Source organism: Nostoc sp. (assembly GCF_041747015.1).
Lineage (GTDB): Bacteria > Cyanobacteriota > Cyanobacteriia > Cyanobacteriales > Nostocaceae > Nostoc.
Map to the genome: position 1 here is coordinate 1 of NZ_JBGTFY010000082.1, position 17,686 is coordinate 17,686.

Annotated in this window: 15 protein-coding genes; 11 read left to right on the forward strand and 4 right to left on the reverse strand. The window is 41.6% G+C overall.

From position 1 onward, the window contains the following. Positions 1-147: 147 nt before the first annotated feature. Complete coding sequence (locus ACEW80_RS06305; RefSeq protein ID WP_373525775.1) at positions 148-720, reverse strand: DUF2808 domain-containing protein; 573 nt, start codon at positions 718-720, stop codon at positions 148-150. 21 nt (positions 721-741) lie between these two features. After that, on the reverse strand, positions 742-1,179 hold the full coding sequence (locus tag ACEW80_RS06310; RefSeq protein WP_373525776.1) for a DoxX family protein: 438 nt from the start codon (positions 1,177-1,179) through the stop codon (positions 742-744). A 211-nt stretch (positions 1,180-1,390) separates the two neighbouring features. Between ACEW80_RS06310 and ACEW80_RS06315 the strand changes: the two genes are divergently transcribed. The 8 genes from ACEW80_RS06315 (at position 1,391) to ACEW80_RS06350 (ending at position 12,541) form a co-directional block, all read left to right on the forward strand. After that, on the forward strand, positions 1,391-3,559 hold the full coding sequence (locus ACEW80_RS06315; RefSeq protein ID WP_373525777.1) for a DEAD/DEAH box helicase: 2,169 nt from the start codon (positions 1,391-1,393) through the stop codon (positions 3,557-3,559). A 28-nt stretch (positions 3,560-3,587) separates the two neighbouring features. Next, positions 3,588-4,976: an FAD-dependent oxidoreductase gene (locus tag ACEW80_RS06320; protein ID WP_373525778.1), complete on the forward strand. Its 1,389-nt coding sequence runs from the start codon at positions 3,588-3,590 to the stop codon at positions 4,974-4,976. A gap of 539 nt (positions 4,977-5,515) precedes the next feature. Next, entirely contained in the window at positions 5,516-6,733 is a 1,218-nt protein-coding gene (locus tag ACEW80_RS06325; RefSeq protein WP_373525821.1) for an acetate kinase, read from the forward strand. Positions 6,734-7,064: 331 nt separating this feature from the next. Continuing rightward, complete coding sequence (locus ACEW80_RS06330; protein ID WP_373525779.1) at positions 7,065-7,850, forward strand: hypothetical protein; 786 nt, start codon at positions 7,065-7,067, stop codon at positions 7,848-7,850. 108 nt (positions 7,851-7,958) lie between these two features. Beyond that, positions 7,959-8,759 (forward strand): aminotransferase class IV, encoded by an 801-nt coding sequence (locus tag ACEW80_RS06335; RefSeq protein ID WP_373525780.1) that lies wholly within the window; start codon positions 7,959-7,961, stop codon positions 8,757-8,759. Between the two features lie 111 nt (positions 8,760-8,870). Next, the gene (ftsH3, locus tag ACEW80_RS06340) at positions 8,871-10,712 is read left to right on the forward strand and encodes an ATP-dependent zinc metalloprotease FtsH3 (protein WP_373525781.1); all 1,842 of its coding nucleotides are present in this window, start codon (positions 8,871-8,873) and stop codon (positions 10,710-10,712) included. 327 nt (positions 10,713-11,039) lie between these two features. Next, complete coding sequence (locus tag ACEW80_RS06345; protein WP_373525782.1) at positions 11,040-11,669, forward strand: rRNA large subunit pseudouridine synthase E; 630 nt, start codon at positions 11,040-11,042, stop codon at positions 11,667-11,669. Between the two features lie 377 nt (positions 11,670-12,046). Next, on the forward strand, positions 12,047-12,541 hold the full coding sequence (locus ACEW80_RS06350; protein ID WP_373525783.1) for a hypothetical protein: 495 nt from the start codon (positions 12,047-12,049) through the stop codon (positions 12,539-12,541). A 157-nt stretch (positions 12,542-12,698) separates the two neighbouring features. Here the strand turns inward: ACEW80_RS06350 and ACEW80_RS06355 are convergent, their stop codons facing one another. Next, entirely contained in the window at positions 12,699-13,364 is a 666-nt protein-coding gene (locus tag ACEW80_RS06355; RefSeq protein ID WP_373525784.1) for a phosphoribosyltransferase, read from the reverse strand. 689 nt (positions 13,365-14,053) lie between these two features. Between ACEW80_RS06355 and ACEW80_RS06360 the strand changes: the two genes are divergently transcribed. From ACEW80_RS06360 to ACEW80_RS06370, 3 genes are all read left to right on the forward strand, one after another. After that, complete coding sequence (locus ACEW80_RS06360; protein WP_373525785.1) at positions 14,054-14,557, forward strand: hypothetical protein; 504 nt, start codon at positions 14,054-14,056, stop codon at positions 14,555-14,557. 311 nt (positions 14,558-14,868) lie between these two features. After that, positions 14,869-16,011, forward strand: coding sequence for a hypothetical protein (locus ACEW80_RS06365; protein ID WP_373525786.1), 1,143 nt, complete (start codon positions 14,869-14,871; stop codon positions 16,009-16,011). Between the two features lie 106 nt (positions 16,012-16,117). Next, complete coding sequence (locus ACEW80_RS06370) at positions 16,118-17,398, forward strand: glycoside hydrolase family 10 protein (RefSeq protein ID WP_373525822.1); 1,281 nt, start codon at positions 16,118-16,120, stop codon at positions 17,396-17,398. An 84-nt stretch (positions 17,399-17,482) separates the two neighbouring features. Here ACEW80_RS06370 and ACEW80_RS06375 read toward each other — a convergent pair whose 3' ends face one another. After that, the gene (locus tag ACEW80_RS06375) at positions 17,483-17,674 is read right to left on the reverse strand and encodes a hypothetical protein (protein WP_373525787.1); all 192 of its coding nucleotides are present in this window, start codon (positions 17,672-17,674) and stop codon (positions 17,483-17,485) included. Positions 17,675-17,686 lie beyond the last annotated feature (12 nt).

Consider the following 17,686-nt stretch of genomic DNA (forward strand, 5'->3'; position numbering starts at 1 on the left):
CCCAATTTGCCCGGCGCTCGCCGACGAAAGTGCAAGGTTTTTGAACCTCTGGATGCTATAGTCTTGCACTTGCTTGGTGAAAAAATGCTCAAAACCCTTACCTAGACTATGTTTCACTTTTGTTCAGCAAGCCCTATGTAATGCTGCCTATGGAAACCACCAGCTGCTGCTATTGCTGTAAAACTGAAACCGTCCAAAGCCAAGAAATTGCCCGTGGGATTGCTCACCCACCGGGAACGCTGTAACACCTAGTAAGTAAACACCAGAAAAGCTGGGATTATTCACAGGGCGCAGGGCAATAGTAACTGTCTGTCCCGGAGTTACAGGTGGTTCAAAGTTTACAGTAACCGTGCGTGCTTTGCGATCGCTTGTGACTGCGCCTAGTGTCAGCCGAGATTCTTGGCGATCGCGATCGCGTGTTCCTACAAAGGCACGGGTATCATCAAGATTGTAGCGGATGTTTTCTGCTCCCTCACGTTGGGCGATCGTTACTCTCTGGAGGGATTCTCCAGCATTTTCCGGCACGTTAATAGTGAAATAGTAAGTCGCGCCCCAAACATTCACATCTTTGTAAGTAGTCGTGGCGTTGACGAGTTTCGGCGGTTGGACAAAGTAAACTGTGCCATCTCTAAGTTGTACTGCTTGAGTCACTGGAGCGGCAATTCCCCCAATGCCTATAATTAATGAAAGTGTTATGCCAAACAAACTTGCAACGCGCATGATTCAGATATAAAAACGCACTCATTTTAATTTTAGTCCTTTGGGAATCAGTGATTTAGGAATGATAGAAGCTTGTTTTTCCCAATCAGCAGATTTCGTGTACCACCAAGCCCAAGCAATTAAAACTGCTTGAAAGGGAAGTCTAATTACGTGTACCCAAGGAGAATCTGGTATGTGTTCCAGCTTAATATGATTAACCGCCATATTGATATTAGCAGGGAAAACCGCAATAAAAAGAGCAATAAGTCCCCAAGCAGCAGCTTGACTTACAGGCGGAACTAATAACCCGATACCCCCCAAAATTTCATAAAAGCCACTGAGATAAACTAATCCTAAAGGGTAAGGAAGTTGGGGCGGCATAATTTTGACATAGGGTTCTGGATTAACAAAGTGTGTCACTCCAACCACAATGATTGATATAGCAAGGACAACACGCAATATTTCCTTATACTTCTTCATAGCTTTTGCCTAATTATATACTTGTCCCTATTACTTCATTTTGATTGACGAATGTTAATCTGCCTTGAGTCAATAGAGAGAAAATCAACAAAATTTTTCAAATTAACTCTTACTCTCCTACTCTCTGCGCCTCTGCGTCTCTGCGTGACACAAACTCATATTTCCATTCACCAACGCCGACTTACCTATTACTAAATTATTCCTAAAAAACATGAGCGATGCCTTTAGCCGACTTGCACCCTTCATCCAAGAGTATATTTATCATCATCAGTGGACTGAATTGCGGCCAGTTCAAATTGCCGCTTGTCAAGTGATATTTGACACTGATGCTCACTTGCTAATTACTGCTGCAACAGCTGCGGGTAAAACAGAAGCAGCCTTTCTGCCAGTTTTGACTCTATTACACGCTAATCCTGCTACAACTATAGGTGTATTATACATTAGTCCAATTAAAGCTTTAATTAATGACCAATTTGAGCGTCTCAACGACTTACTAAAAGAAGCAGATATTCCAGTTTGGCACTGGCATGGTGATGTTTCTCAAACTCGAAAAAATAAGCTTTTAAAGAATCCACAAGGCATCTTACAGATTACACCAGAATCTCTAGAAAGTTTGTTAATCAACAAAAATAACGACCTACTTCGTTTATTTGGTGATTTAAGGTTTGTGATCATTGATGAAATTCACGCTTTTATGGGTTCAGAACGCGGTTGTCAAATCATTTGCCAATTACAACGTTTAGCAAAGTTAACCCAAAAACAACCACGCCGTATTGGTTTATCGGCGACCCTTGGTGATTACTCAATAGCTGAAGATTGGTTGCGTTCTGGAACGGAAAAGCCAGTAATTACACCAAAAACAGAGGGCATAAAACGCCAAATAAAACTAGCTGTAGAACATTTTTATATTACTGATGAAGTAGATGAACTAGAGGCTACAGCTGATGAACAATATATTTTTAACCTCAGCAAGTCTCGTAAATGCCTAATATTTGCTAATAATCGGACGCGTACCGAATCTGTAATTGCATCTTTGCGACAAATTGCCACAAAACAAGGACTCCCAGATATATATCATGTACATCATGGGAGTATATCTGCTAGCTTGCGGCAAGCAGCTGAAAATGCGATGCGTGAACCTCATAATCCAGCTGTTACTGCTGCCACTTTGACTTTAGAATTAGGCATAGATATTGGTTATTTAGAACGAGTTATTCAGTTAGAATCACCTTTATCTGTAGCTAGCTTTTTACAGCGCTTGGGACGCAGTGGTAGAAGAAATGAAGCTGCTGATATGCGCTTTATCTGCGCTGAAGAGCAGCCATTATCAGAAGCTTCTCTACCAGAGCAAATTCCGTGGCAACTTTTGCAGTGTATCGCTATTATTCAACTTTATTTAGAAGAGCAATGGATTGAGCCAATCAGACTGATTAAATATCCTTTGAGTTTGCTTTATCACCAGACAATGAGTATTTTAACAGCAACAGGGGAACTTTCACCTAATGCCTTAGCTAAACAAATTTTTAGTCTGCAAACTTTTGCTGCTATTTCCAAAGAAGATTTTCAACTATTGCTACGCTATTTAGTAGATATTAATCATATCCAACAAACCGAACAAGGTAAATTAATCCTGGGTTTAGCAGGAGAAAAGGTTGTGAGAAAATTTCAGTTTTATGCTGTCTTTGCTGATCAGCAAGAATATCTTGTTAAGCAAGGTACAACGGAAATTGGCAGTATCGTAACGCCGCCTCCGGTTGGTAATCAATTTGCTTTAGCTGGGAGAACTTGGGAAGTTGTAGAAGTTGATTTCAAAAAAAAGGCGATTTTTGTTAAACAAGCTGAGGGTAAAGCTAGTATTTATTGGCGTAGTGGTGGTGGCGTTATTCATACAAGAGTTTTACAACGAATGCAGCAAGTTTTATTTGAAAATGTCGATTATACCTACTTGCAGAAAAATGCTTCGCAACGTTTACAGAAAGTTCGCCAATTGGTGCAGCAGGTTGGATTAGATAAGCAGAATATCTTGCAATTAGAAAAAGGTAAATGCTGCATTTTTCCTTGGATGGGTACGGTTGCTTATCGCACCTTAGAAAGATTGCTGAACTCTTACTGTCGAGAATCGTTAGAAATTACAAGTATTGGTGGTGTAAATCCCTATTATTTGACAATTAAAATAGGTAAGGATAAATTTAAATATCTTTATGACGAAATTACTTCATTGTGTGAGCAAAAAATTACCCCAGAAGATTTAGTAAGTACTTCCGAAGCACCAAAAATTCAAAAATATGATGAATTTATTCCTCATCCACTTTTACGAAAAGCTTTTGCTAACGATTATTTAGATATAAAAGAACTCAAACAGCAAGTGGCAAGATGGTAATACTATTTATAAAGTAGTTAATTATTAAATGTTTGATTCACAAATTTATCCACTTACAGAAAAAAAAGCTATTGTCATCGGGGGAAGTATTGCCGGACTGTTGACGGCTCAAGTACTGACCAAGTACTTCGATCGCATCACAATTGTAGAACGCGATCGCTTCCCAGATCAACCTAAACAACGTCAAGGTATACCCCAAGCTCATCATGTACACGTATTGCTCATTCGGGGTCAGCAAATTTTAGAACAGCTTTTTCCTGGCATCATGGCTGAATTAGCTGATTGGGGGACACCCATTATAAACTGGACTTCAGATTGCCTCTGGCTGGGTTTTAACGGCTGGTCTCCTCGCTTTGGTTCTAATTTGAGCACCCGCACCTGTAGCCGCAATCTATTGGAGTGGACTATTCGTCGCCGCTTGGCAGCCAATGAACGTGTTGTATTTGTGCAAGCAGCACAAGTAACTAGTTTGCTGTCTAACCCCAGCAAAACTAGCGTCACGGGTGTACAAGTCAGCTTTGGCAACGAAACCAAAGCAGATATACCTGCCAATTTAGTGGTAGATGCCAGTGGCCGCAATTCCCGCACGCCTGAGTGGTTGCAGGCATTAGGCTATGAGTCACCTCAAGAGACAGTTGTCAACTCTTTTTTAGGCTATGCCAGCCGTTGGTATCATCTACCTGAAGGTTTTCAGCCTGACTGGCAGACTTTGATTATCTGGCCAAAACCACCAAATAAGACTCGCAGCGGTATGCTTTATCCAGTTGAGGGTAATCGCTGGATTGTTACACTCGCTGGCGTCGGTCGAGATTATCCACCAACTGACGAAGCAGGCTTTTTGGACTTTGCGCGGAGTTTGCGATCGCCTATGATCTATGAAGCTATAAAAGATGCTCAACCTCTATCGTCCATCTTTGCCTATAAGCGCACAGAAAACCATTTGCGTCACTACGAAAAACTTTCTAAATTGCCAGAAGGCTTACTACTAATAGGTGATGCCGTCTGTGCTTTTAATCCCATCTATGGGCAAGGTATGACTACCGCAGCTTTGGGTGCTTTGACTCTGGACGAGTGTTTAAGTAAGCAATTATCTGATCAATCCGACGGTAATTTAATCGGTTTGTCTCGATATTTTCAACAACAACTGAGCAAGGTAATCTCTTCACCTTGGCTGATGTCCACAGGCGAAGACTTCCGTTGGCCTACCACCGAAGGAGGAAAACCTGATTTGATTACTAAACTTACACAGCAGTATCTTTATCAAGTGTTTCTGTTGCAAGCTAACAGCGCCCAAATCCATGAGCTTTTCTTGGAAGTGCTAAATATGCTCAAGCCACCCAGCGCATTTTTCCAGCCTGGGATCTTCATTCAGGTTTTGAAGCAGGTAATACAAATTCAAAATCAAGAAAGCAAGTAAGTGTGTAAGATGAGCAAATATTTACCTACGTTACAAGCCAATACGGTTCAGTTAAGCCCGAAATCTTTGGTAGAGACGCGAAATTTCGCGTCTCTACAGGTTTAAAATCACTACCAAAAAACCTTAACTGAACCGTATTGCGCTATAAGCTGCAACGCGATTGCATGGACTCGCAACACGATTGTATGGACTCGCAACACGATTGTATGGACTCGCAACGCGATTGCATGGACTCGCAACACGATTGCATGGACTCGCAACACGATTGCATGGACTCGCAACACGATTGCATGGACTCGCAACACGATTGTATGGACTCGCAACACGATTGTATGGACTCGCAACACGATCGCATCGACACTCGCAAACGTTAGTTTACTTTACAAGTTGTGCGATCGCTTTACCATTTCTCCATTTTTCCTGTCACTTATAAAAAATTTCCTATCTTTGAGATTATGTCTAATGCTTAATGGCAGACTGTTGCGACTAACTGTAGGATTGTGAAATGGTTAGAGCAAGTCATGTTTGCCTGTTGTCCTATGAAAATATTGGTGCTAAACGCCGGATCGAGCAGTCAAAAGAGTTGTCTGTATGAGATTGCAGATGAGGCTCTCCCCACCCAAGCACCCCAACCCCTTTGGGAAGGGAAAATCAACTGGACTCAAGATCGGGGTGTGGCAGAAATTAAGGTGAAAACTGCGACTGGTGCAACGCTCCAAGAATCAATCTCTGGTGATTCTCCACAGGCACACGTTACTTATATGCTCTATACACTCAGTCGTGGTGCTACCAAAGTCATCGAGCAGTTGTCAGAAATCGATGTTGTCGGGCATCGGGTAGTGCATGGTGGACAGGATTATCGAGATAGTGTAGTAATTACAGAAGATGTCAAAAAAGCGATCGCTCATCTGTCTATTATCGCCCCCGCACATAATCCAGCCGCTTTGGAAGGGATAGAAGCGATCGAGAAAAGCTTAAAAGATGTCACCCAAGTAGCAGTATTTGATACCGGATTTCATGCCACTCTACCCGATGCAGCAGCAATCTATCCTGGACCCTATGAGTGGATAGAGCAAGGTATCCGTCGCTACGGTTTTCATGGCATTAGTCACCAATACTGTTCTAGTCGCGCTGCCCAAATTCTCGGTCGAGATTTAGCATCCCTGCGGTTAATTTCTTGTCATCTGGGTAACGGCTGCTCTTTAGCAGCGATTAAAAACGGTTGCAGTATTGATACAACTATGGGTTTTACGCCTTTGGATGGATTGATGATGGGCAGTCGTTCTGGTTCTGTTGATCCAGGAATTCTGATTTACCTATTACGGCAATCTAATTACTCGGCTGAAAGTTTAGATTATTTATTGAATAAAGCTTCTGGCTTAAAGGGAATTTCAGGTGTATCTAGCGATATGCGTGAAGTGAGAGAAGCGATAGCTCAAGGTAATTCTCGCGCTCAACTAGCCTGGGATATGTATGTGCATCGCTTGCGTTCTGGTATCGGTGCAATGCTTGCCAGTTTAGGCGGATTAGATACTTTGGTATTCACCGCAGGCGTGGGTGAACACTCTCCAGATATTCGCCAAGCTGCTTGTGAAGCCTTTGGATTTTTGGGACTGAAAATAGACCTAGAGAAAAATCAGCAGCAGCCTTTGGATGAAGATATTGCCACACCTGACTCAGCAGTGCGAGTATTAGTGATACATACTCAAGAAGATTGGGCGATCGCACAACAATGTTGGCAACTTTTGAATAAGTAAAAGCAGAACAGGTAACTCCAGACACACCTTAACGAAAAAGCTGTTTATAAATACTCATGAAGATAGTAACAGCATAAAATGTTTATCAACTTGCGACAGCATAAAACTTAAAACACATTGTATACCAGGGCTATTTCATTCTCATCTAGCCCGCCTCAGAATTCATTCTGAGTCTAATAGCACTCATTCGTCTAAAGACGACTAAAAAAAGGTTATAGTCCGTTTTAACGGACTTTAGCTATAAGAAAAGGAACTTTAGTTCTGGGCGGTTTATGCCTAGAATGAAATAGCCCTGCATTGTATACAATGAGTTAATTCTGCTTGGGAAAATATGTTGTTATCGCGTCAAGCCATTGTCACACCTTTGATAATTTGTGCGTGTATTTTAGGAGTTGGCTTAATTCAATTCTCACGACTGCAAAAACTGATAAATAGTAAACAATTTGCCTCTTTAGAAACTCTAGAAAAAGAAATAAAATCAGAAAATATCCGTCTAGATTTTCTCGAAAAAATCCCTAGTTTTGGTTATGATAACTTCATCGCCGATTTGGTATATCTCAATTTTTTACAATACTTTGGAGATGATGAAGTTCGAGATAAAACAGGTTACAGTTTAAGCCCAGAATATTTTGAAGTAATTCTAGAACGTGACCCGCGATTTTTAGCAGCGTATCAGAGTCTTTCTATCAGTACTTCATTGTATGCTGCCATGCCAGAACGCGCGATCGCACTATCAGAGAAAGGCTTAAAATCACTATCCCCCTCAGTTCCCGAAAAGTCTTATTATGTGTGGCGTTATAAAGGAATTGATGAGTTATTATTTTTAGGCAATGCTCAAGCTGCCCAAAAATCTTTTGCAACAGCAGCAAACTGGGCTAGTAACTTTTCCGATGCAGAGAGTCAGCTGATAGCTAATACTTCCCAAAGAACTGCTGAATTTTTGAGTCTAAATCCTAACAGTAAATATGCTCAAATTTCTAGCTGGGCAATTGTTTTAAATAATCAAGTTGATCAGAGAAGTCGGAAACGAGCAATTGCGGCAATCGAAGCTTTGGGAGGAAAAGTAATTACAACTCCTGAAGGTAATCGGAAAATTATATTTCCCCCAAAAGATTAAATTATTATAAGGATATCAACTTGCATTCTTGGAAGTAGAAAAGCAAGCTATTGCCGTGGCTGGATTTAGCATTTATACGTGTTTAGCATTGTTGTAGCGACAAACAAAATGAGTGTGACAAATAACATTTTTTGGTATGATGGTAAAATAATTCACTCCCAAACTTTAGAGTTAGATATTAACGATCCAGGGTTACTTTATGGAGCGACTGTTTTTACAACGTTGCGGGTTTATGAGAACTCCCTAGATAGTAATTTAACTAATTGGCAAGCACACTGCGATCGCTTACTTTTCTCAATACAAGCTTTTGGTTGGCAGCAACCAGACTGGAATCATGTGCGTCAAGGTGCCCAAATTCTCCTCGCACACTTCCCAGTTCTCAGAATTACCCTTTTTCCCGATGGACGAGAGTGGATAACTGGCAGATTCTTACCAGAGGATTTGACAGAAAAACAAAATAATGGTATTTTATGCGCCATTGCTAGTTCAGAATTTTATCGCTCTCTCCCCGCTCATAAAACCGGAAACTATTTGAGTGCTTGGTTGGCGAGAACTAGCTTAGATGCTCAAGAAGCAATATTAGTCGATGCTCAAGGAAATTGGCTAGAAACCAGCACAGGCAACCTTTGGGGATGGTGCGATCGCAGTTGGTGGACACCACCAATAAAGGCAGGAATTTTGCCGGGAATTTTGCGATCGCAACTCGTAAACTGGCTGCAAAACCACCAGCAGCCAGCGCAAGAAGGAATTTGGAGCGTCGAGTTAGTCCAGAGATTTGAAGCGATCGCCTACACTAATAGTGTGGTAGAAATTATTCCCATTCACACCGTTTATCAGCCCACAGGGTCGCTACAATATAATCCCTACCATCCTAGTTTTCAGCAAATCAGGGAGCTTTTTGTAGCATGACGGCTACGCCACCTTGTTACACTTAAGATAAGTTAACATAATTCTTAATAATGACCTCTCTAAACAGAGACGCTACGCGACGGCGCGAAAAATACAGGAGGATAGACCTTAGTGAATAAAAAATGGAGAAATACAGGGCTGTACGCGCTGTTGTTTATTGTCGTCATTGCGCTGGGAACAGCATTTTTTGACAAACAACCCCAAAGCAGAGAGACATGGCGATACAGTAAGTTTATTCAAGAAGTTCAACAAGGCAGAGTAGAAAAAGTCAGTTTGAGTGCAGATCGCTCTACAGCACTGGTTACACCCAAATATGACCCTGCTAAACGGATTGTTACCTTAGTCAACGATCCAGACCTGATTAATACTCTGACTTCAAAAGGTGTTGATATTTCTGTTCTGCCCCAAACCGATGAGGGATTTTGGTTTAAGGCACTGAGTAGCTTATTTTTTCCTGTATTGCTTTTGGTTGGCTTATTCTTCTTGCTACGTCGCGCTCAAAGTGGACCAGGTAGCCAAGCGATGAACTTTGGCAAATCCAAAGCCAGAGTGCAAATGGAACCACAAACTCAGGTGACATTTGGCGATGTCGCTGGTATTGACCAAGCCAAATTGGAATTAAACGAAGTCGTAGACTTTCTGAAAAATGCCGATCGCTTTACCGCCGTTGGTGCAAAAATTCCTAAAGGTGTGCTATTAGTTGGCCCTCCTGGTACAGGTAAAACCCTCCTAGCTCGTGCCGTAGCTGGTGAAGCTGGTGTACCCTTCTTCTCAATCTCCGGTTCAGAATTTGTGGAAATGTTCGTAGGGGTGGGTGCGTCCCGCGTCCGCGATTTGTTTGAACAAGCTAAAACCAATGCTCCCTGTATCGTCTTTATTGATGAAATTGATGCAGTAGGTCGTCAGCGGGGTGCAGGTTTAGGCGGTGGTAACGATGAGCGGGAACAAACCCTCAACCAGTTGCTCACAGAAATGGACGGTTTTGAAGGCAACACAGGCATCATAATTATTGCCGCTACCAACCGTCCTGATGTCCTTGATGCCGCACTATTGCGTCCTGGTCGCTTTGACCGTCAAGTTGTGGTAGATCGTCCCGATTATGCCGGACGTAGCGAAATTCTCAAGGTACACGCCCGTGGCAAGACCTTGGCGAAAGATGTGGACTTGGATAAAATCGCCCGTCGCACCCCTGGATTTACTGGCGCAGATTTATCCAACCTCCTAAATGAAGCCGCAATTCTGGCAGCACGTCGGAATTTAACTGAAATTTCGATGGATGAAATCAACGACGCGATCGATCGCGTATTAGCTGGCCCAGAAAAGAAAGACCGGGTAATGAGCGAAAAGCGCAAAACCTTGGTGGCATATCACGAAGCTGGTCACGCCTTGGTTGGTGCTTTGATGCCAGACTACGACCCTGTGCAGAAGATTAGCATTATTCCTCGTGGTCGTGCAGGTGGTTTAACTTGGTTTACCCCCAGCGAAGACCGGATGGACACTGGTTTATATAGCCGCGCTTATCTGGAAAATCAGATGGCAGTGGCTTTGGGCGGTCGTATTTCTGAAGAATTAGTCTTTGGTGAAGAAGAAGTTACCACTGGTGCTTCTAATGACCTCCAACAAGTAGCGCGTGTTGCTCGTCAAATGATTACCCGATTTGGGATGAGCGATCGCTTAGGCCCAGTTGCTCTTGGTCGTCAACAAGGTAATATGTTCCTTGGACGAGATATCATGTCAGAGCGCGATTTCTCTGAAGAAACTGCCGCCGCTATTGATGAAGAAGTCCGCAAACTGGTGGATGTAGCTTATACACGCGCTAAAGAAGTATTAGTACGTAACCGCCACATTTTAGATCAGATAGCGCAAATGTTGGTTGATAAAGAAACCGTAGACGCCGAAGAATTGCAAGAAATTCTGTTAAGTAATGATGTGACAACTGCTGCGTTTGCCTAATTAATGAGAAGTTAGGAGACGCGATTAATCGCGTCTGTTTAATACCAATTTCTAACGCCTAACTTTTAAAATTAGGGGCAATTCTGGAATTTTCCAGAGTTGCCCTAATTTTTTTAAAACAGTTTTGATTTATTTTAAGCAGATGACAAATAATCATAGGACTTACGCATTGACAGGAAATACCACATCTTTCGTAGGGGTTTAGCATACTAAACCCCTACAGCGTGGCCTATTTACGATCAAAAGATAATTAAAAAAAGCCTGAAACAACCTATTTTCGTTAATCCACATCACGATGAATTTATACAGTGCGTAAGTCCTAGATCAATGACTAATCATTACCGATATATTATTTTTTACAAACCCTACGGCGTTCTCAGCCAGTTTACAAAAGATGCTTCCACACATAGCACTCTGAAAGATTATATTGATGTACCTGATGTGTATCCTGTGGGACGTTTGGATTGGGACAGTGAAGGGTTAATGCTATTGACGAATGATGGACAATTGCAACATCGCCTTGCTCATCCGCGTTTTGGACATAAACGTACTTACTGGGTACAGGTAGAGCGAATTCCAGATGCAGATGCGATCAAAAAGTTGCAAATAGGTGTGGAAATTCAAGATTACCGCACTCAACCAGCAGAAGTTAGGCTTTTATCAGAAGAACCACAGCTACCTGAACGCACCCCGCCGATTAGATTTCGCAAAAATGTACCGACAGCTTGGCTGGAAATGACCTTGACAGAGGGAAAAAACCGCCAAGTCCGGCGCATGACTGCGGCTGTGGGGTTTGCGACTTTGCGACTGGTCAGGGTTAGCATAGCTCACCTCCAATTAAATGACCTACAATTGGGTCAATGGCGTGACCTTAACGCATCTGAACTCAAATTTATACATAATTTCAGTAAATCGAAAAGTTTTCCCCCAAAGGCGAATGTTCTGAAGGCTTTCTAGACACAGCCTAGAAGACTTAATATTTGTTTGAGATGTCGCAATGCGATCGCTCTGCATTAACCTAGAATCGGTATAGTAATGATAAATTCAGTTCCCTTACCGGGTGTAGAATTGACAGTTAGCAAACCGTTGTGTTTTTCTACCTGACTCAACTGAGAACCGCTATATTCCCAAAATGACAGGTGTAGATGGGCGCAAAGAGTTTCACCTTCTCAACTTCAATATGACACTTAAATATAAGCCGTAAATATATATTCTCCTAACTTCCGACTTCACCTTGCAAAAGCTGATTACAAACGATTGAGAACCGCTATAGATTATTCTTACCCACGAGTCCTCATTAATCAGATTAACTTTTTAGAATCACCAATTTCATTATGCCCAGTTCTAAAATCTTAGCCCAATCTTTCGACTATCATGTAGTTTACCCCTGCCCAGTCTGTCGGATAGGTAAGATTTCTCATATGCCTTTGATGGAAGCTATGGCTTGTGACTTTTGCCAAGAGATTTTTACAGTCAACCTAGAACTACAGCAAATCAAGATGCCTTCTAGGCAACCACCCTTAATTTGGCGTTGGAATGGGTTTAGTTGGACAGAAGCTCAGTTAGAAGGTATGGAATTAGGTTGGGGTTATGGAGTAGCTGCTATTGTTTTTGTAGTTCTTCCTACTACTCTAATTGGCATAGTAGCTTACTATTTTCCTCTTAATCTTCAGGAACCCATTACCTGGATGCCATATATTTGGACGGTATTAACTTTTTTATCACATTTATCAATTATTGTTTGGATTTTTATTGAAGTCTATCAAATTCCAGTTGCTGCATATCTCAGAGCGATCGCTCGATGGAGAAATAGGGGGATGGGGAGATAGAGGCAAGAGTGCTATTAACATAATTTTAAATAGCTGCGGCATCTATTTTCTCGACATTGAGCTAGATAATCTCTGGTGGAACTTTCATTTCTTATTTAAAATCCAAAAAGGCCATCTCAAAAACTTAATTCTGGCATTCCCAAACACCAAGGCTTATCTAAGTGCCGAGAGATATTCGTTCACCGTTCTTTGCCGCTTTTGTAAGTAGCTCCCGGACTTCTTCATCTGTAGTTTGAGGAAAGTTTTCGTACCAAAGACCAACACTGTAGAAAGGGCTAGGTGTCGAAATACAAACGATTTTATCTACCTCAGCTTCTAACTCATGGTAAGTTTCGGGCGCGGCGACAGGCACAGCAATCACAATCTGAGCGGGTTGCTGTTTGCGCACAGCCACAACAGCAGCCCACATAGTTGCACCCGTGGCTAAACCATCGTCTACCAAGATAACCGTGCGTCCTTGTAAATCTCTTAAGGGGCGATTTCCCCGATAAAGGCGTTCTCGCCGCTCTAACTCCCGTTCTTCTTGCACCGCAACCCTGGCAATTACTTCATCGGATACCTTCATCAGCCTGATAATGTCTTCATTGACTATCCGTACACCACCACAGGCGATCGCTCCCATAGCTAGTTCTTCTTGATCGGGCACACCCAATTTACGTACCACCAAAACATCTAAGGGAGCATTTAAGGCTTTGGCAACCTCAAAGGCAACGGGTACACCACCCCTTGGCAGCCCTAATACCAAAACATCTTGGCGGTTAGCATCAGTGGCTAACTTCTTAGCTAAAGATTGACCTGCAAACCTCCGGTCTTTGAATAGCATGGTGTGACACTCCTGATTGGTTTCCAAAAAATTAAGTATTTACACGCATTTTTCCTTGGCTACTCTTCTCAAACAATGGAGCGAATTTTGATGGAAGTTGAGAGCGAACATCATTGATTTCGCCACTGCTAATTGCTTGACTTATTTCCTCCAGACTTATCTTAATGCATGACTTGTTATAGTTCAGATGTTCTGAACTGATCTTAGAAAGTTAAAAATTCCGTGTCCTCTGACTAATGAGGCGACATCTTTGCTCTACACTTCTATCAAACGGACGAATTATACCAATTTTAGATTTAGTGATTTATTGTTATTAAGTTTTCTTCCACTTCCCAATCTTTGTTGTTAGACTTGCACTGAGTACTTTTATGACTTAATTTAGTAAATAATTACTTAATTAATGACAGATGCGAAAATCTCTGAAAATACAATAATAATTCAATTGCTAATTCTGTGCATGCCCCCTTTTGCCGACATTATGTTGATACTATCTTCATATTATTCCTTGATTGTAAATGTTCGGATAATCCACCATAGTCTTGTTTGTCAGACAATGCGTAGTATTATGCTTGGCTTTACAGAAAAAATGTCATTAAAATTAACCACATAACACTTTTAATTAAAAATTAATAGGGTAGAATAACTGAATATTGTTTAGCTATTTTTAAAATAAAAAGTAGGATTTTTTAATGATCAGCTTAAGTAATTCGCCAAACGGCACAGTTAGCAGCACAACAGCCACTAAGAGGCTGGCAAGGGCGATAATGGTTTCTGCTGGGGAGTTTTCACTGGTATTAGCTTGTTGTAAGTCTGTTGAAAGGCAGCAGCAAATACTGAATGTGTTAACTGAATTTTCATCAACTAACATCCAGGAAATCTCGCTCTCACCTGCGGCTGATGTATTATATACAGCTATTACAAGTGCGATCGCTACTACTCAACCCGAAGCTTTGATGGTACGGGGTTTAGAATCTGTAGTGGCAATTAACCAACTTATCATCAGTACCAACATCATGCGAAATGAGTTTCGGAAACAGTTTCGGTTTCCTTTGGTGTTGTGGATAAATGAAGAAATTCTGTGCAAGCTAGTCTGGTTAGCACCCGATTTCAAAGACTGGGCAGCCAGTACTATTAGATTTGATGTAGCTAACAATCAGTTGGTTGAAGCTGAACCACAAGCGATCAACGCCTAATATTGTCTGAGATTATTTTGAATTTTAGATTTGCATAGGTTAGTAGTTATGACTTTAGTCCTGGCTTTGAGGACTGAATTCACCACTAAAAGCTGCTTATTAGGGGTAATTGACATCATATTAGTCATTAAATCCCCGTTTCTTAGGAACAAACAATTACTACATTAGCGTCTGTCTTTATATCTGCTTCAGAAGACAAAGATTAAACCAATCGCAACTTGTGAAGTTTTCGGATTATATACTTTCTTATCCCTAGTCGCTGGATGTTATTTCTTAGCTCTATAACTATTAACTAATATCACTATATTACTATGAAAATCATGCTAAAAAAATACTTTAACACCAATCAAGCAAGAGTTTTTACTGCTTTGATTTTGACTGGAATTTTGTCTGTTGGCAGTGGTTTAATACTTACCAAAGGGGCTATAGCTGCTTCTGCAAGTTTATCACTAAAAACCAGCAATGAAATTCTTAAAGACAATATTAAACCAAACCGCTTGCCACGTCCAGTAGCTAATGCAGTGCTACGAGATTTAGCCCGTAGACAGGGAATTTTAACCAGAGAACTGGAAATTATTGATTATAATCAACAGACTTGGCGCAATGGTTGCTTGGAACTGCCTCAACCTGATGAACTTTGTACCCAAGCGTTAGTTCCTGGTTGGCGGGTTGCGGTATCTAATGGCAAACAAAACTGGATTTATCATACCAATCGTAACGGGCGATCGCTACGTTTAGCTTCGGAAAAGTCTGACTCAGGCAATCTGCCAAATAAATTACCCGTATCTGTAAAAAATGCTGTTTTACAAGCCGCCTCCAAACGTTTGCAACAGCCAATTTCGCAGCTAACCATCATTCAGGCTCAACAGCAAACTTGGAAAGATGGCTGTTTAGAATTAACTAATGCTGACGAACTGTGTACCCAAGCTTTGGTATCAGGTTGGCGAGTGGTTGTTGGCGCAGTTGACAAAACCTTGGTTTATCATACTAATCCAACAGGTTCCGCAGTTAGGCTGAATGAAAAGGCTAGCGAAAATACACTAGCCCCTGTGCAAATTCCAGTCAGCGAGTTACCACCACCGTTAGATCAAAATGTCCTATTTCGGCAAATCTCCAGTGGTGGCTTTACTGGCAGAACTTACCAGACTGTTTTACTCAAAGATGGGCGATTGATTCGGGTGCGGATTGGTGATGCCAATGATTCGGAGCGTAGTGTTCGCCGCGTTTCTTTGCAACAGGTACAACAATTTCAGAGATTTTTAGAACGTTCTAAATTTAACAAATTCCAAAATTTGAGTTATCCAGCCCCCAGCGGTGCTGCTGATTACATCACCTACACTCTTACCGGGCTAAAGGTTACGGTTCAATATAACGATATTTCCCAAAATAACCTGCCAAAGAATTTACAGGTAGTAGTTAAAGCCTGGAATCAGATCGCAGCCAGTGCCCAATAATAAACTTCATTGATGGAATTAAATAGCGATTGTTTTAGCGCTTACAATCGAAACGATCGCTACTCATGCTGATTGTTCATAATTTGATAATGTTTATAAATCAATGATGAAAAGGTTTGTCAAGTGGTGTGTTGAGTTTCATTCTTGGTGGAATATTCGCCAAAGCAGAAAGTCTCTTTTGTTTAGCGTTATAGCTACCTTAAGCGTGGTAGCTACAGTGATGCTATCGTTTCCATTGAACGCTCAAATTAATCTGCCGCGATACCTTCGGTGGGCTACGCCAACGCCAGCATCGGAGTTAAGGGGCGTGTGGTTAACAAATATTGATAGTGATGTGCTATTTGAGCGCGATCGCCTCAAGGGATCTTTGCAACGTCTTGATGAACTCAATTTTAACACCATATATCCGGCGGTTTGGAATTGGGGTTATACATTGTATCCCAGCAAAGTAGCACAGAAAGTTACCGGGCGATCGCTTGATCCCACACCCGAACTGCGAGGGCGAGATATCCTCAAAGAAATTGTTGATGTGGGACATCAAAAAGGGTTAACAGTCATTCCCTGGTTTGAATTTGGTTTCATGGCACCAGCAGATTCTCTATTAGCTAAAAATCGTCCCCAATGGCTCACCAGTCGCAGCGATGGTACGCGGATTATCAAAGAAGGTACACATAATCGCGTTTGGCTAAATCCCTTTCGCCCAGAAGTACAACAATTTATCCAAGATTTAATTGTTGAAATTGTTAGAAACTACAACATCGACGGCATTCAATTTGATGACCATTTTGGCTTACCGTCAGAATTAGGATATGATGCTTTCACAGTGGCACTTTACAAAAAAGAACACCGTGGTAAAGCTCCTTCTAAAAACTTTAAAGATCCAGAATGGGTGCGTTGGAGAGCTAACAAAATCACTGAGTTTATGAAACGGGTATTTAAAACCATTAAAGCCACTAAAAAAAATTGCCTGGTTTCAGTTGCGCCTAATCCTCAGCGTTTTTCTTATGACTACTTTTTAGCAGATTGGCAAAAGTGGGAACGGTTGGGAATCATTGAAGACTTAGTTTTACAGCTATATCGAGATGATTTGAATGTTTTTGTTAGTGAATTAGAGTACCCAGAAGTCAAAGCAGCCAAACGTCATATTCCGGTGAGTGTTGGGATTTTAACTGGGTTGAAAAACAGATCCGTACCGATGCAACAGATTCAAACACAAGTGCAAAAAGTACGCGATCGCAATTTCGCTGGAGTCTCTTTCTTTTTCTATGAAACCCTCTGGAACATGAGCAAAGAAAAGCCTCAAGAGCGTCAAATTGGCTTCCAGAAAATCTTCCCTACACCAAAGGCTTACCCGAATTTGCTTACAGGTTGGAAACCGTTGAGTTAATTTTCCTAACAGCCTGTCGGTGAACACATCGCTTAATTTCAGTAAAGGTTCACCGGCAATTACTTAAAAATTTGTCATGGTCTTTTAACTAGCTTGCTGTCCAAACCGTCTTTGCAATTCAGCTGCCGCTTCCTCAATAGTCATCGGCATCTGATTTGGAGATTGGGCACGTCTCCTGTCAATATAGATATGGAATGCTTCATCGTCGTTGCGATGCTCCAAAATATAAGCTCTTAGCTGCTCTAAAGGCATTTGTTGAAGGTTAGATTTTGTCATAACCAAAGAATT

Bases quoted from the DNA above. Each gene is read 5' to 3' on its own strand.
- ACEW80_RS06305 (WP_373525775.1), bottom strand. From the start codon at position 720: ATGCGCGTTGCAAGTTTGTTTGGCATAACACTTTCATTAATTATAGGC.
- ACEW80_RS06310 (WP_373525776.1), bottom strand. From the start codon at position 1,179: ATGAAGAAGTATAAGGAAATATTGCGTGTTGTCCTTGCTATATCAATC.
- ACEW80_RS06315 (WP_373525777.1), top strand. From the start codon at position 1,391: ATGAGCGATGCCTTTAGCCGACTTGCACCCTTCATCCAAGAGTATATT.
- ACEW80_RS06320 (WP_373525778.1), top strand. From the start codon at position 3,588: ATGTTTGATTCACAAATTTATCCACTTACAGAAAAAAAAGCTATTGTC.
- ACEW80_RS06325 (WP_373525821.1), top strand. From the start codon at position 5,516: ATGAAAATATTGGTGCTAAACGCCGGATCGAGCAGTCAAAAGAGTTGT.
- ACEW80_RS06330 (WP_373525779.1), top strand. From the start codon at position 7,065: ATGTTGTTATCGCGTCAAGCCATTGTCACACCTTTGATAATTTGTGCG.
- ACEW80_RS06335 (WP_373525780.1), top strand. From the start codon at position 7,959: ATGAGTGTGACAAATAACATTTTTTGGTATGATGGTAAAATAATTCAC.
- ACEW80_RS06345 (WP_373525782.1), top strand. From the start codon at position 11,040: ATGACTAATCATTACCGATATATTATTTTTTACAAACCCTACGGCGTT.
- ACEW80_RS06350 (WP_373525783.1), top strand. From the start codon at position 12,047: ATGCCCAGTTCTAAAATCTTAGCCCAATCTTTCGACTATCATGTAGTT.
- ACEW80_RS06355 (WP_373525784.1), bottom strand. From the start codon at position 13,364: ATGCTATTCAAAGACCGGAGGTTTGCAGGTCAATCTTTAGCTAAGAAG.
- ACEW80_RS06360 (WP_373525785.1), top strand. From the start codon at position 14,054: ATGATCAGCTTAAGTAATTCGCCAAACGGCACAGTTAGCAGCACAACA.
- ACEW80_RS06365 (WP_373525786.1), top strand. From the start codon at position 14,869: ATGAAAATCATGCTAAAAAAATACTTTAACACCAATCAAGCAAGAGTT.
- ACEW80_RS06370 (WP_373525822.1), top strand. From the start codon at position 16,118: ATGAAAAGGTTTGTCAAGTGGTGTGTTGAGTTTCATTCTTGGTGGAAT.
- ACEW80_RS06375 (WP_373525787.1), bottom strand. From the start codon at position 17,674: ATGACAAAATCTAACCTTCAACAAATGCCTTTAGAGCAGCTAAGAGCT.